Consider the following 14,857-nt stretch of genomic DNA (forward strand, 5'->3'; position numbering starts at 1 on the left):
CTTTCGTGTAGCGATTTCAACTGGGGCGCTATGGTAAGCGTGTCGCGGCCACAATGCTGCATCGGCGTGACGGTCGGCAAGTCTGTCCGGCTTCGCGGCGGTTCAGTGGAAGTCGCGGCTCTGCACGCTCAGGCTGCCCAGCCAGTCCGACCTATCGACTAGCCGACGTGCGATCAGGTGCAACACGCCATCCTGCTGCTGCACCATGCCGAACACCGCCATCAGCCTGGCACCCAGCAAGATGGTGCGTTGGCGCTCGACGATGCGGTTCCACATCACCACATTCACATTCCCGGTTTCGTCTTCCAGCGTCACGAACACCACACCACTGGCCGTACCCGGCCGCTGCCGGCCCACTACCATGCCGCAGACCCACACGCCTTTGCGATCCGGGGACTGGGCCAGTTCGGCGGCGCTCAGGTAACGCTCATGGCGCAAGCGCTCACGCAGCAAGGCCAACGGATGACCGCGCAGGCTCAGACCCAGACGCTGGTAGTCGTGACGTATTTCTTCGCCGATCCGCGCTTGCGGCAGGGCCGGTAGTGGCGTCGCCACGTCCTGCACATCGGCCAGATCGCGCACGGTGCTCAAGCCACCGACCTGCCAGCGCGCCTGCCGGCGCGTGCCGCCAAAGCAGGCCAAGGCATCGGCGTCGGCCAGCAAACCCAGGGCGCGGCTATCGAGCGCCGCGCGGCGTTGCAGGTCCTGCGGGCCAGCATAGCTGCCTGCGCCACGCACCTCGGCAATCCGCTCGCCCACCGCCTGTGCCAAGCCACGCACCATGCGCAAACCCAGACGCACGGCGGGCTGCGCCCGACTGTGTCCCGCCACCGGGCGCGACTCGCCTTCGAGGCGGCAATCCCAGTGGCTGTGCTGCACATCGACCGGCAGGAACACGATGCCATGCCGCGCCGCATCCTGGATCAGCTGGTTGGGCGCGTAAAAGCCCATGGGCTGGCTGTTCAGGAGCGCGCAAGTAAACGCGGCCGGCTCATGGCACTTGAGCCAGGACGAGGCATAGGCCAGCAGCGCAAAGCTGGCCGAGTGCGACTCGGGAAAGCCGTATTCGGAAAAGCCCTCGATCTGCTTCCAGATGCGCTCGGCAAACTCGGGGGCGTAGCCGCGCTTGGCCATGCCGTCGAACAATTCATCGTGGAAGGTGCCCATCTTGCCACTGCGCTGCCAGGCCCCCATCGCGCGGCGCAACTGATCGGCCTTGCCCGGCGTAAAGCCGGCGGCGTACACGGCCAGCTGCATTACCTGCTCCTGGAATATCGGCACGCCGTACGTGCGTTGGAGCACGGCCTTGACCTTGTCGGCATCGATACCGCCTTCGGGGTAGTCGATAGCTTCCTGACCATTACGCCGCCGTAGATACGGATGCACCATATCGCCCTGGATCGGACCGGGCCGCACGATGGCGACTTCGACGACCAGATCGTAAAAGCCGCGCGGTTTGAGCCGTGGCAGCATCGCCATCTGCGCACGCGACTCAATCTGGAAAACCCCCACGGTGTCGGCGCGGCAGATCATGTCGTAAGTGGCCGCGTCGTCACGCGGGATATCGGCGAGCGTCATCGGCTGGCCGCGCAGCTGCGTCACCATGTCCAGCGTGCGTTTGAGCGCGGTGAGCATGCCGAGTGCCAGTACATCGACCTTGAGCAGGCGCATGGCTTCGAGGTCGTCCTTGTCCCACTGGATCACCGTGCGGTCTTTCATACCGGCGTTTTCGATGGGTACCAGCCGGTGCAGCGGCCCGCGCGAGAACACAAAGCCGCCCACATGTTGCGACAAGTGGCGCGGAAAACCGCGCAGCGTGCCCGTCAGCAGGATCAACCACTGCACGGTGCGCGACGCAGGGTCAAAGCCCGCCTCCTGGAGCCGCTGCGGCAGATCGGCCGGTTTGTCCCACCAGGCCAGCGTGTTGCCGAGCCGGTCGAGCTGCTCCTCGTCAAAACCCAGCGCGCGGGCCACATCACGCAAAGCACTGCGCGAGCGATAACTGATGACCGTGGCTGCCAGCGCGGCACGATCACGGCCGTATTTGGCATACAGATACTGGATCACGATTTCGCGGCGCTGGTGCTCGAAATCCACATCGATATCGGGCGGCTCATTGCGCTCCACCGAGATGAAGCGCTCGAACAGCATGCTGGCTTCACCCTCGGGTCTTACCTCCGTAATCCCCAGCGCGTAGCAAACCACCGAGTTGGCTGCCGAACCGCGGCCCTGGCACAGGATGTCCTGGCTGCGCGCAAAGCGGACCACGTCTTCGACGGTCAGAAAGAAGGCCGCATAGTGCAGCTCGGCGATGACGCTCAGTTCATGCTCCAGCTGCGTACGTACAGCGGTGGAGACACCCAGCGGAAAGCGTCGCTGCAGACCGGCTTCCGCGAGCGCGCGCAGATGGCTGTCCGGCGTGGTGCCGTCGGGCACCAGCTCCTCGGGGTATTCGTAGCGCAGGCTGTCGAGATCAAAGTGGCAGCGATCCGCAATGCGTAGGGTCTCGGCCAGCATCTCGGACGGATAGAGCTGGCCCAGCGTGAGCCGGCTGCGCAGATGGCGTTCGCCATTGGGGAACAGCGCGTAGCCGCACTCGGCAACCGGCTTGCCGCTGCGCACGGCCACCAGCATGTCCTGCAAGGCGCGGCGAGAACGCACGTGCATGTGCACGTCACCCGTTGCCACACAGGGCAAACCTGCTTGCGCCGCCAGTGCTTGCAGGCGGGCGAGCTTTTGTCTGTCGTCGCCTTCCTGCAGCAAGCTCACCGCCAGCCAGGCCCGGTCACCGAACTGCTGGCCAAGCCAGTGTGCATCGGCCATATCCTGCGAGCCAGGCTGCGAGGGCGGCACCCATAGCGCCAGCAAGTTGGCAGACAGCGCCGCCACATCGGCACGCGCCAAAGCGTAGCTGCCTTTGTGGGCGCGACGGCGACCCAGCGTGATCAGCTCGCACAGATCGCCATAGGCTTCGCGGTCCGGTGCCAGCAACACCAGATGCAAACCGTCATCGAGGTGAAATTCGCTGCCGACGATCAGCGCCAGGCCGGCCTCCTTGGCCGCGACATGGGCACGGACTATGCCGGCCAATGAACACTCATCGGTAATGGCCAGCGCTCGGTAGCCCAATGCCTGTGCACGCGCCACCAGCTCGCTGGCGTGCGATGCGCCGCGCTGGAAGCTGAAGTTGGAGAGGCAGTGGAGTTCGGCGTAATCGGGCAGCATGGCCGCAAAGAAACATTCGGGTCGAAAGACATGAGCAGCAAGTGCTCATGCAAACAGGCCATGCAGGAACCAGCCGCCATCGCTGCGCTGCCGGTATAGCCAATAGCGCCGGCCCGACGGTCCTTCGGCCTGAAAGTAATCGCGGCTCGCGCTATCGCCGTCCCACCAGCCGGATTCAATCCGCTCGGCGCGGGTCAGCAGGGTCAGCGGCTCGCCATGCCAAGGACGCTCGTCGCGCGTGTTCAAGGCCAGTGGTGCAGGCAAGAGCCAGGCGGGGCGCGGTGCCAACGGCGTGCGCTCAGGCAAGGTGGACGCGTTACGCCAGGCGTATTCGGGGCGGTGATCGGCGGCGCAAGCCAGCGAGCGCACCGCGCCCTCGCCCAGCCGGGCAGTCAGCCGCGCCAGCAGCAAGTCCAGATCGGCTTCATCACGGCCATTGCCGAGCAGGCTGATCGGGCTGCTGTCGAGCCGGTGCAGGGTATCGGCACGCAGGCCGAGGCTGCGCACGGGTGCGGCCAACTGCTCGCGCTGCAGGCGCTCACGCACGATGGCGAGCATGGCATCGGCCGAGCGCGTGGGTTTGCCGAAGCCGATGCGGATCTGCGTCTGCTGGCTGCGTTCGTGCACCAGCTGCAACACCACCTGCTGCACACCCAAACCACGCCCCAGCAGGAACGCCGCCAGCTCCTGCAGCAGACGGCGAGCGACAAAGCCCAGCGCCTCGACCTGCTCGGCCGGCCAGCCCAGTTCGATACTGCGCGCGAAGTGATCGGGCGCAGTAAAGGCAGTTTGCGGATCAGGTATCGCACCCAACGCACGGTCGAGCTGGGTCAGCCAGTCCGGGCCCAGCCGCAATGCCAGTCCATCGCGTGGTAAATCCAGTAGCTCGCTGAGGCGGCGTAAACCCAGCTCGTCCAGATTGGCGCGTATCTCGGCGGGCCAGGGCAGCTGGGCAAGGGGCAAGGCCAGTAGACGGCGTCGCCAGTTGCCCGGCGCATTGAGTTTGCCCGCGCGGGCAAACCGCGCCAGCCAGGCGGCAGCCAACGGCGTGGGTGCCAGGGCGGCGCGGGTTTGCAGCGTCAATCCGGGCATTCCCTTGGCGATCTGCGCGCAGAGGCAGGACAAGCCCCCAAAGTAACGCAGGCAGCCTTCGATCTCGATCAGCACGCCTTGTGGCGGATGCAGGCTGACCGCTGGCGAGAACTGCATGGCCCAGCAGGCTAGCGTTTCCAGCAGCGCGGCTTCTTGTTCGGGCTGGCGGGCCAGCAGGCGCAAATCTGGCGCCAATGCCTGTGCTGCAGAACGGCGTAAACCCGCATGCACACCCAGACGTTGGGCCGCTGCATTCGCCAGCACCACCTTTTCCTGCCTGCCCAGTCGTTCGCTCACGGCCAGCGGCTGGGCTAGGCCGTGCTGATCATCTACCTGCGGGGCTCCTGCCAAGGCTGCACGCACGGCAAGTGGCGATTCTTGGACCCGTGCATCCGCCTCGATACCGCGCACCGATGCGCCAGCCTCAGCCGACGTAGGCGTAAGGCCGGCTTGCAGCGCTTCGAGCGGCAGATGCGGAAAGTGGAGCGCGAGCCACAGCATGATGGGCAGTCACGGGAACAGGCTGGCGGGTAGGGGCGGTATGCGGCAGGAAAACCGGGCGGTCATGTGGCGCACCGCGACGCTTGAGCACGCGCACGGCCACACCGCCGGCTACCGATTCCACGCCCAGACGCAGGGTGAATGGCGATGCAGCCTGCTCGGCAGCCCCCTGGCGCATGACGAAACCATGGCCACCACCCTGCTCGGCCGCGAGTTGCAGGCGGCGCGCGCAGCGATCACTCAGCGACTGGCGGAACCAGGCTACCACGGCACCGCAGCCGGTTTCGCGCAGCGCTTGTTCGGTCGCCCATTGGGCATCGGCGTCGCTTTCTGCGGCCACCCAGGTCAGGCGGCGCAGATCCACGCCGGCAGCCTGCCAGGCCGGGGCGTAGGGGATATGGGGCGGAGCAATCAGTACAACCTGTTGGCCGGCCTGGGTAAGACGCGCCAGCACAGGCAACAGCAGCTTGAGTTCACCACAGCCGGCGCGGTTGACCAGCACTTCGGTCACCGCGGCTTTGGGCCAGCCGCCACCGGGCAGTACCGGTGCCAGTGCAGCGTGGTCGCAATCGGTAACTTCCGGCAGCGCGGCGGTGTAGCCATCACCACGCCAGATACCGGGATGCAGGAGCAGATCGTTCAGAGCAGTTGTCATGGCAGCACCAAAGAGAACATTTGTTCACCTATGCTAGTGAACGAAAGTTCTCTTTGCAAGCGACTTTTTCAGGAGCCTCCATCCGTCCCAAGTAAAGGTTCGCGCTTGCGGCATGCGGGCCATACATCTGGCCTTGGTGCAATGCGGCTGGCGCCTTATTGCACCCTACGGTTTGGTGGGCACGTTTACGGCAAGACGACTGGGCGGATGTGGCTCAGAACTGGTCGGAAGGGACAACCTTGACCACTTCTTCGAGCGTGGTCTGGCCTGCGGCGATCTTCTGCGCACCCGCCAGCTTGAGCGGCTTGAGGCCATCCTTGATCGCCTGTTCGCGCAGCACACCCGGCTCGCCGCCGCCGGCAATCAGGCGGCGCAGCTCGTTGCTGACGCTGAGCATTTCATAAAGACCCACACGGCCCATATAGCCGGTGTTGCGGCACTCCAGGCAACCCACGGGGCGGTAAGCACCTTTGGGTGCGGGCGCCTTCCACGGTGCCACCAAGGCATTCCACTGCACATCGTCAACCGGCGCGCTCTGGCGGCAATGCGGGCACAGCGTGCGCACCAGCCGCTGCGCCATCACGCCCACCAGCGTGGCGCTGACAAGGAAGGGCGGCACGCCCAGTTCGAGCAGACGGGTGATCGCGCTGGGCGCATCGTTGGTGTGCAGGGTCGAGAGCACCAGATGACCGGTCAGCGCAGCCTGCACGGCCATGTCGGCGGTTTCGCGGTCGCGGATTTCGCCGACCATGATGATGTCGGGGTCCTGGCGCAACAGCGTACGCACGCACTCGGCAAAGTTCAGGTCGATATTGGTCTGCACCTGCATCTGGTTGAACGAAGGCTCGATCATTTCGATCGGGTCTTCGACGGTGCAGACATTGACCTCTTCGGTCGCCAGTTGCTTGAGCGTGGTGTAGAGCGTGGTGGTCTTGCCCGAACCCGTGGGGCCGGTGACCAGTACGATGCCGTGCGGCTGGCGCACAAAACCCTGCCAGCGCTTCTCGTCATCGGGACCGAAGCCCAGCGCGGTGAAATCCTTGACCAGGATGGCCGGGTCAAAAATCCGCATTACCAGCTTCTCGCCAAAAGCCGTGGGCATGGTGGAAAGCCGCAGTTCGATCTCGCGGCCATCGGGCGACTTGGTCTTGACGCGGCCATCCTGCGGGCGGCGCTTCTCGGCCAGATCCATGCGACCCAGCACCTTGATGCGCGACAGCAGCGCCACCATCACCGAGGGCGGCACCTGATACACCGAATAGAGCACGCCATCGATGCGGAAGCGCACATGGCCGGCCTCGCGGCGCGGTTCGAGGTGGATATCGGACGCGCGCTGCGAGAAGGCGTACTGGAACAGCCAGTCCACCAAGGCGACGATATGGTGATCGTTGGCATCGACATTACCGGTGCGGCCCAGCTGCACCAGTTGCTCGAAGTTGGCGGTGGGGCTTTGCGTGCCGCTCTGCGCCACCGCCTGTTTGACGAAGCGCGAGAGGTTATAGAACTCGGGCAGATAGCGGGCAATGGCTTCCGGATCGGCCAGTACACGCTTGATCTCGCGCTTGAGGATGCGGCCCAGCTCGTCTTCCCAATCGCGCACGAACGGCTCGGCCGTGGCCAGCGTGACCGAGGTGGCATCCACCGCCACAGGCAGGATGGCTGAACGGCTGGCATAGCCGTGGCTGACCACGCCGGAGACCGCCGCCACATCGATCTTGAGCGGATCGATATGAAACCAATCGAGCTGGATGCGTGCGCCCAGCCAGCGGCCCAGCCATTCCACATCCAGCAGTTCGTCCGTTTTGGCGCTGCGCCAGTTCTGCAGCGCTATCGACAGGAACGGGTGCGTCTTGCCGTGCGCCGAGGTACGCGCCGGAATCAGGAAGGCCTCGGCCTCGGCGGCAGCAACATGGCCTTCATCAACCAGCGCTTCGACCAGCGCTTTGACTGAGAGGCGATAATCGCCATGACCGCGGACAGGCAGGAATTTCTTCATGGGCAGGAAGCGTGCCCTCAAGGGCAGCAAAAGCAGGTTAGTCCTGTATTTAAGCCGGTTTGACGCAATTTGTCGCGGCACGCTCGACCTTGCACGGATCTGCGATCCGGCAATGAGCCGTCTTGGATCACGGCATACAGGGTAAAATCCCGCCATGCCTGATCTGATCCGCGCCGATATCCTGCTTGCCGAGCTGGGCCTGGCCCCCTCGCGCACCCTTGCTCAACAGTACATTGCTGCCGGACGCGTGTCCGTCATCGAGGCAGGCCGCCGCATGCCGGTCAGCAAAGCCAGCCAGAAGCTGCTGGCCGATGCCGAGATTGAGGTCGAGCCCGATGATGCCGATGCCTATGTCTCGCGCGGCGGTCTCAAACTGGCGGGCGCCCTGGCCCACACCGGGCTCCAGGTGCGCGGCTGGCGCTGCCTCGACGCCGGCATTTCCACGGGCGGGTTCACCGATTGCCTGTTACAGGCTGGCGCAGCCCATGTGGTCGGCGTGGACGTGGGCCACGGCCAGCTCCACCCGCAGCTGATGGACGACGAACGCGTCACCCTGTTCGAGGGCGTCAATGCACGCTCGCTGGATGCCGCCGAGTTGCTGGAAGCCAATGATGGCGAGGGCTATGACCTGATCGTGGCCGATCTCTCGTTCATCTCGCTGACCTTGGTATTGCCGGCACTGGTGCCGCTGGCCAAGCCCGGCGCGCGCCTGCTGTGCCTGATCAAGCCGCAGTTCGAAGTGGGCCGCGATAATGTGGGCAAGGGCGGGCTGGTGCGCGATACGGCACTGTATGCCGAGGTCAAGACCCGCCTTTGCGAGTGTGCCGGCTCACTGGGGCTGCGTGTGGATGACTGGTTCGATAGCCCGATAACCGGTGGCGACGGTAATCACGAATTCTTCATGCTGGCGACGCAGCCATGAAAAAAGCGGCCTTTCGGGCCGCTTTTTTCATGCCACAGACAATCAGTCGTGGTGGTGATGCTTGTGCTTGCGATGACCCTTTTTCTTGCCGCGGCCGGGATGATCGTCGTGCTCAACGACAATCACGCGCTTTTCCACGACGTGGGTTTGCGGCTTGTCAGACTTGGCACCGATGGCCGCACCCGTGGCGCCACCAATGGCAGCGCCGATGATGGCGCCGTTCTTGCCGTCAATCTTCTGGCCGATTGCAGCACCAGCAGCACCACCGACCGCGCCGCCGACAATGGCGCCACTGTCGCTGGCCAGCGCGGGATAGGACAGGGCCAGCAAGGCCACCAGGCTCAGGGTTTTGTTCAGCATGTTCAGCACTCCGGATAAGTTTCAGCTAATACGTGCGCCATTGTAACGCCACACAGGCTGAACCACATGTGAACTCCTGACAGTCGGCGACTCATTTTTCGTCCGCAGCAGCGCTCTTGCGTGCGTGCTTGTCGCTATGGCCGAGATCGCGATCGGGTGCAATCCGGTCGCGCACGCGCTGCTTGAGTGCGGCGGCGTCCGGGAACCCCTCGTCGGTTTTGCGTTCCCATACGATCACACCATCAACCCGAATCTCGAAGACGCCACCCGTGCCGGGTTGCAGCGCCACTTCGCCGATCTCCTGCTCGAACGTCGATAACAGTTCCTGTGCCAGCCAGGCGGCGCGCAATAGCCAGCGGCATTGGGTGCAGTAGTGGATTTCGATCCGGGGCAATGGCATGAAACGGCACTCAAATGGTTACACTGCAACACCTGCACAGACAGGCGACGGGAAGCCTATCTTGCCACAGGCTACGCAGCCGCCCGAGCTGCTCACGACAAACCGAGGAGAGCCCGCCGATGAATCTGAACGACCGCCTCGACCATGCACTCCAGCAACTGGGCCACGACCCCAGCCCGGACAGTTTTGCCCAGCTGATCGCCGCCCTGCGGCCACGTCGCGCTGACGATACCAATAACGCCATCAACGCCCTGCGCTCGCTGGCCTTTTTGCTGACCCGCCATGAAGGCTACCGCCATACGCTGCGTCAGGCGCTGCTGACTTTGGTCGGCACGCGCCGTCAGGTTCATCTGTATACGGATACCGGCATCCTCTCCAACGAAGGCCTGTGGAGCGCCTTCAGCCGCCGCCTGGGCGCCAAGCTGCTGCCCCCTGCCTACGAAGACAGCTATCTGCGCGATGCCTTCGGGCGCATTTTTCATCGTCACGACGATTTCATCTGGGTGCAGGCCGTGCCCGACTCTGTCTGGCTCGAAGTCTGGCAAGCCATGGCCTGGCAGGAAACGGGCTCTGACGGCGATGCGCGCAGCATCCGCCTTGAGCTTGTCGAGGCCGCACAGGTGCTGTCGTACCGGATCTCGGCAATCGGCCTGGAGCCCGAACTGGTGCGCAACCATCCGGCCATCGAGCGCTTCGAATCCCCCTTCCTGACCCAGAACGTCGCGCTACGCGATTACCTCGAACGCTACAAATCACGCGAGTTTGACCCTGCGCTGGCGCATGAGGACGATGCGCCGGTGCGGGTACTGCTAAGCCAGTGCGAGGAAATCATCGCCCGTTTGCGCAAAACGGCAGCGCGCGAAGGTGTCAGTGTCAGTCTCACCTATCTGATGGTGCGTCTGACCCAGCATCTGGCGCGCCTGCACCTCCTGCTTGATCTGCTGGCCCCCGAGCATGCCGCGGAGCGACCACTGCGGTTGATCGGCCTGTTCAAGCAGCTTGTCGAAGCGGACAACCGCAAGACCAGCCTGCGCGATCTGTTTGCCACCAATACCGATCTGCTAGCCCTGCAGATCACCGAACATGCGGGGCGCACTGGCGAGCACTACATTGCCGGCACCCGCAGCGAGTGGCTGGCGATGGCCAAGTCGGCCATGGGGGCCGGTTTCATCGTCGGCTTCATGGCCATGATCAAGATCCTGCTGGCCAAGCTCAAGCTTGCGCCGCTGATCGAGGCGTTTGCCTACAGCATGAACTACTCGCTGGGCTTCATGCTCGTGCATGTGCTGCATTTCACCATTGCGACCAAACAACCAGCGATGACCGCTGCACGCATCGCGGCCGATATCGAGCAGCACACCAAGACCAGCGGCGACCGGCTGGATGCGATTGCCGAGCTGATCGAGGCGGTGGCGCGTACCCAGTTCGTGGCCATACTCGGCAATGTGCTGATAGCCATGCCGACCGCCTTGCTGATTGCACTGGGGGTGCAATACGGGCTGGGGCAGGTGTGGGTGAGCCCCGAAAAAGCTCACCATCTGTTGCATGATCTCGACCCCATCCGCAGTCTGGCACTCCCGCATGCCGCCATTGCCGGTGTCTGCCTGTTCCTGTCGGGGCTGATTTCCGGCTATTACGACAACAAGGCGGTCTACAACCAGATACCGGCCCGGCTGATGCAGCGACGCTGGCCCCGCAAACTGTTTGGCGAGGTCCGCTGGGGACGTTTCTGTGCTTATGTGGAAAACAATCTCGGCGCGCTGGCGGGTAACTTCTTCTTCGGTATCATGCTGGGCTCCATGGGTACCATCGGCTTCCTGCTTGGCCTGCCGCTGGACATCCGCCACATCACCTTCTCGTCGGCCAATCTGGCCTATGCCGCCGTGGCGCTGGATTTCCAGCTCAGCTGGCAAACCTGGCTGACTTCACTGGTCGGCATTGCCCTGATCGGGTTCACCAATCTGGCCGTGAGCTTTGGTCTGGCGCTGTTTGTGGCGCTCCGATCGCGTCGTACGCGCTTTGTCGATGGCGCGGCCCTGATGGGGCGAGTTCTACGTCGCTTCGTACGCAAGCCCCAGCATTTTTTTGTGGCGCCACGGGAGGCCGCACCCACGACCTCCGCCGGTCACTGAGCGGGTTTGACCGGGTCAGGGGCGAGCGCAGAAAGCGGGATCATCGCGGCGCAACTCCGCCTCGATCATCGCCTTGATGCGCTCACGCAGCGCGGGTAGATCAGCTTCGCCCAAGCCTGCCGTCGGTACCGGCGGCAGCCAGCGGAAGGTCAACTTTCCCGGGCGGAACAACAAGGAATTCAGCATCTGCACGCCGCGCATATTGATCTGCACGAAGGGCTGAATAGGCACTTGGGCCTGAACCGCCACACGGAACGGGCCATCACGGAAATCCTGCAGCGGTGTATCGCCGCGATTGCGGGTGCCCTCTGGGAAGATGAACACCGGCCATTGCTCGGCCAGGGCTTGATTGAGGATGGTCACACTGCGCTGGCGGCTCTCGGACGAATCGCGCTCGACCAGCACGGCAAAGCGGCGGAACAGGAAACCCAGCACCGGGATGCGCGCAAATTCCTGCTTGGCCAGCACCTTGACCGGCCGGGCGCAGGCAATCGCACAGACCGGCATGTCGAGCATATTGCAGTGGTTACCGACAATGACTGGTGCCGGCTCCCAGGCGGCCTGCCCTTCCACTCGCACCCGGATCAGCGTGAGCCAGGACCATAGCCGCATGATGCCGCGATTGACGGCATACATCAGCGTCAGCGACTGCCGCTCGCTGAGCACGGGGGCCAGCAGATAGAACGGCATGACGGCCATGACGCAGCTGATGAACATCAGACCGACGTACAGGCTGTAAAGCGCCTGAACGGCGCGCAGCGGATAGTGGAGCATGGGAATGGCTTTGAATGAGGTGCTCAGGAACGCGGGCGAGGCTGCCTCGCGGCGCTGATACCCGGTGTTTGGGGCGCCGCGGCGCCGGAAAACGGGCACCGGCAGCGCGGGTTCATATTTTACCGTCCAGACCCAGCTGCATATGCAGCTCGCAGACGCCAGCGGGCACCGGCTCGCTGAAGTGGAAGCCTTGCATGCGCTCCACGCCCAAGCCCTGCAGGAAGCGGGCGGCTTCGAGTGTCTCCACCCCTTCCACGACGACATCCAGCCCCAGTGCATGCGACATCTGCACAATGGCCTGCATGACCCGGCGGCCCGATTCGTTGTTGAGGCGGGCGGTGAAGCTCAGATCGACCTTGAGGATGTCGATCGGCATATCGTGCAGCTGCGAGAGCGAGGAGTAGCCGGTGCCGAAATCATCAATGGCAATCCGGAATCCGGATTCATGCAGCATCAGCAAATGGCGCGACTGACGCGCCTGATCGGTCAGCGCCAGGCTTTCGGTCACTTCCACAATCACGTCGGCGGGCTTGAGATCGTACTCGGCCACCGTGTCGATGAGATTGCGCACAAAACGCGGCGAGAACAGCAGGTTGCGCGACACATTGAGCGCCAGCGGCTGCTTGAGCCCGCGCTGGCGCCAGCCGCGCAGCTTGGTCAGCGCCTGCACGGTGATCTGCTCGGACAATTCGCTGATCAGGCCAAGCTTTTCGGCCAGCGGGATGAACACCTGCGGCGCAATCCAGCCGATCTGGTCATCATGCCAGCGCGCCAGGGCCTCGATGGAGGTAACTTCGCCCGTGCGTGCGTTGACGATGGGCTGGAAGAACACCTGTAACTGGTTATTGAGCACCGCCTGGTTGAGCCGCGTCTGGATCGCCATCTGCTCACGGCCCAGGCCCTTGAGATGCACGATGTCGCCATAGAACTGCACATTGTTCCGGCCCATGGCCTTGGCGTGATACAGCGTGGTGTCGGCCGCACGCAGCAGGGATTCGGCACTTTCGGCATTGTCGGGATAAATGGCAATACCGATGGAGATGGTGGGCCGCGTTTCGATGCCTTCGAGCACCACACCCTGGCGGGCAATCTCGCGCAGGCGTTCGGCCACCTGGCTCAGCGTGGCCAGATCGGCCAGATCCGGCAGGATGACGATGAACTCGTCCCCGCCCCAACGGGCCAGCACATCTTCCTCGCGCAGTACGGCACGGATTTGCCGCGACATGGTGGCGAGCACCTGGTCGCCCGCATGGTGACCGAAGGCGTCGTTGATCTGCTTGAAGTGATCCAGGTCAATGAAGCCCAGCGCCACCCGCGTGCCGTTGCGCTTAGCGCGCGCCAGCGCCTGGTGCATCAGGTCATCGAGCAGTACCCGGTTGGGCAGGCCGGTCAGGCCGTCGTAGAGCGCCAGCTGGCGGATATGGGTTTCGGTCAGGTGCGCGTCGGTCACGTCGCGCAGGATGCCGCGCAAGCCCTGGGCTTCACCATTGGCACCCCAGTTGGGCAGGAGACGGGCCTCCAGCCAGATCGGCTCGGCACCGTTACGGCGTAAACGGAAGCGTACGCTGCCAGACTCGCCACTGGCGAGCACCTCGGCGCGAACGCGGTCCAGCTGGCGATGGTCTTCGGCTTCCACAAACAGATTCAGCGGCTGACCGATCTCGCGCTGGCTGGCGCCGTGATCCAGCCGCAAGGTGGCCCAGGCGGCCGAGAGCTGGGTGAGTATGCCGGTCTCGGTGAACTCAACCACGGCCTCTTCAAGCAAATCCAGCGTTTCGACCATGGCGCGATGCCGGGCCTCGTCGCGCATCAGTTCGGTGACATCACGTACCAGCGCTACGGCATGGCGGTGACTACCGTCTTCACTGGGCACCGCTTGCAGACGGCCTATGCAGTAGATCACCCCATCCAGGCGCGGCAAGGTGAATTCGAATTGCTCGCGCGCTTCCGATGCCAGCGCACGCGGCAGGGCCTGTCCCAGCGCCCAAGCCATGTCTTGCGGGAAGGCAAGGTCGATGGGCAGGCCGATCAGGTTCTTTTCAGGCAGGGCGGGATGGTGCGACCAGACGTTGACGACCACGCCCTCGGCGCTGAGCTCAAAGACCATGTCTTCGGTCGCCCCCACCAGCGTGGCCAGCCGGGTGGCGTTCACCGCACTGCGCTGTTCCGCATCTGCGCGCACCAGCGCAAGTGACAGATAGTTGGTCAGGGTGGCGAGCAGACGGGGCTCGCCCGCAATGCGTGGTCGGGGCACCCCCAGGAACACCAGGGCCACAAAACCGATCAGTTCACCCGCATCGAACAGCGGCACGCACAGAAGATGCTGCACCCCTAGCGGGCCCAGCATGACCTGCGTGGCGGGCAGCAGCTCGCTGACACGGCGCTCCAGCATCAGGCCGGCCTGCAGGGTCTCGTGCAGATCACGATACAGACGGTAATCCAGTCTGGCCATGCCGGCATTGACCATGCCGGGTATCGCCAATGTTCCGATCCAGGTGCCCACCTGCTCGGCCCGCAAGCCCCCTACGGGATGCCGGTACAAGGCCACACCATCGGCACCGGTCGCCCTGCCGATGGCGGCCAGTGCACGACCGAGTGCATCGCTATCGGACTCGCCGATAAGCTGCCCGGCGGCCTCAAGGGCCTCCAGATAGTCGCGGGTGATGGCGCCCACGGTGGGCGATGCGTCATCACGTTGGCGTACGGGCATCATGCGAAGTCTCTCCTGCCCCCGGTAGGGGAGAGCGGCGATCTTACTCCGGAACGCCGCGCTTCATGCTGACGGGCCATGCTGCACTGC

Annotated in this window: 10 protein-coding genes; 2 read left to right on the forward strand and 8 right to left on the reverse strand. The window is 64.1% G+C overall.

The genetic code is table 11. The annotated features are described in order from the left end of the window. Positions 1–102: 102 nt before the first annotated feature. From O9X62_RS03485 to O9X62_RS03500, 4 genes are all read right to left on the reverse strand, one after another. Positions 103–3,225, reverse strand: coding sequence for an error-prone DNA polymerase (locus tag O9X62_RS03485; RefSeq protein ID WP_269531374.1), 3,123 nt, complete (start codon positions 3,223–3,225; stop codon positions 103–105). A gap of 45 nt (positions 3,226–3,270) precedes the next feature. Further along, entirely contained in the window at positions 3,271–4,818 is a 1,548-nt protein-coding gene (locus O9X62_RS03490) for a DNA polymerase Y family protein (RefSeq protein ID WP_269531375.1), read from the reverse strand. Next, entirely contained in the window at positions 4,742–5,473 is a 732-nt protein-coding gene (gene imuA, locus O9X62_RS03495) for a translesion DNA synthesis-associated protein ImuA (protein WP_269531376.1), read from the reverse strand. Before imuA ends, O9X62_RS03490 begins: the two co-directional genes overlap by 77 nt. Before the next feature lie 214 nt (positions 5,474–5,687). Then, entirely contained in the window at positions 5,688–7,469 is a 1,782-nt protein-coding gene (locus tag O9X62_RS03500) for a GspE/PulE family protein (protein WP_269531377.1), read from the reverse strand. A gap of 154 nt (positions 7,470–7,623) precedes the next feature. Between O9X62_RS03500 and O9X62_RS03505 the strand changes: the two genes are divergently transcribed. Further along, positions 7,624–8,391 (forward strand): TlyA family RNA methyltransferase, encoded by a 768-nt coding sequence (locus tag O9X62_RS03505; RefSeq protein WP_269531379.1) that lies wholly within the window; start codon positions 7,624–7,626, stop codon positions 8,389–8,391. 42 nt (positions 8,392–8,433) lie between these two features. On the opposite strand, the gene O9X62_RS03510 is transcribed toward O9X62_RS03505, so the two are convergent. Together O9X62_RS03510 and O9X62_RS03515 are read right to left on the reverse strand one after the other, a co-directional pair. Beyond that, on the reverse strand, positions 8,434–8,751 hold the full coding sequence (locus O9X62_RS03510) for a YMGG-like glycine zipper-containing protein (RefSeq protein WP_269531380.1): 318 nt from the start codon (positions 8,749–8,751) through the stop codon (positions 8,434–8,436). A gap of 91 nt (positions 8,752–8,842) precedes the next feature. After that, complete coding sequence (locus tag O9X62_RS03515) at positions 8,843–9,151, reverse strand: SelT/SelW/SelH family protein (RefSeq protein WP_269531381.1); 309 nt, start codon at positions 9,149–9,151, stop codon at positions 8,843–8,845. A gap of 119 nt (positions 9,152–9,270) precedes the next feature. Here O9X62_RS03515 and O9X62_RS03520 point away from each other — a divergent pair, with 119 nt between their 5' ends. Then, positions 9,271–11,283 carry a site-specific recombinase gene (locus O9X62_RS03520; protein WP_269531382.1) on the forward strand — a complete coding sequence of 671 codons (2,013 nt, stop codon included), beginning with the start codon at positions 9,271–9,273 and terminating at the stop codon, positions 11,281–11,283. A gap of 15 nt (positions 11,284–11,298) precedes the next feature. On the opposite strand, the gene O9X62_RS03525 is transcribed toward O9X62_RS03520, so the two are convergent. Then, positions 11,299–12,057, reverse strand: coding sequence for a 1-acyl-sn-glycerol-3-phosphate acyltransferase (locus O9X62_RS03525; protein ID WP_269531383.1), 759 nt, complete (start codon positions 12,055–12,057; stop codon positions 11,299–11,301). 112 nt (positions 12,058–12,169) lie between these two features. Further along, entirely contained in the window at positions 12,170–14,770 is a 2,601-nt protein-coding gene (locus tag O9X62_RS03530; RefSeq protein WP_269531384.1) for an EAL domain-containing protein, read from the reverse strand. Positions 14,771–14,857: the final 87 nt, after the last annotated feature.

It is taken from the genome of Chitinimonas sp. BJYL2, assembly GCF_027257935.1.
Lineage (GTDB): Bacteria > Pseudomonadota > Gammaproteobacteria > Burkholderiales > Chitinimonadaceae > Chitinimonas.

What these genes read in the sequence shown, in the direction of transcription:
- O9X62_RS03485 (WP_269531374.1), bottom strand. Translation starts at nt 3,225, where the DNA reads ATGCTGCCCGATTACGCCGAACTCCACTGCCTCTCCAACTTCAGCTTC.
- O9X62_RS03520 (WP_269531382.1), top strand. Translation starts at nt 9,271, where the DNA reads ATGAATCTGAACGACCGCCTCGACCATGCACTCCAGCAACTGGGCCAC.
- O9X62_RS03525 (WP_269531383.1), bottom strand. Translation starts at nt 12,057, where the DNA reads ATGCTCCACTATCCGCTGCGCGCCGTTCAGGCGCTTTACAGCCTGTAC.
- O9X62_RS03530 (WP_269531384.1), bottom strand. Translation starts at nt 14,770, where the DNA reads ATGATGCCCGTACGCCAACGTGATGACGCATCGCCCACCGTGGGCGCC.
- O9X62_RS03515 (WP_269531381.1), bottom strand. Translation starts at nt 9,151, where the DNA reads ATGCCATTGCCCCGGATCGAAATCCACTACTGCACCCAATGCCGCTGG.
- imuA (WP_269531376.1), bottom strand. Translation starts at nt 5,473, where the DNA reads ATGACAACTGCTCTGAACGATCTGCTCCTGCATCCCGGTATCTGGCGT.
- O9X62_RS03510 (WP_269531380.1), bottom strand. Translation starts at nt 8,751, where the DNA reads ATGCTGAACAAAACCCTGAGCCTGGTGGCCTTGCTGGCCCTGTCCTAT.
- O9X62_RS03505 (WP_269531379.1), top strand. Translation starts at nt 7,624, where the DNA reads ATGCCTGATCTGATCCGCGCCGATATCCTGCTTGCCGAGCTGGGCCTG.
- O9X62_RS03500 (WP_269531377.1), bottom strand. Translation starts at nt 7,469, where the DNA reads ATGAAGAAATTCCTGCCTGTCCGCGGTCATGGCGATTATCGCCTCTCA.
- O9X62_RS03490 (WP_269531375.1), bottom strand. Translation starts at nt 4,818, where the DNA reads ATGCTGTGGCTCGCGCTCCACTTTCCGCATCTGCCGCTCGAAGCGCTG.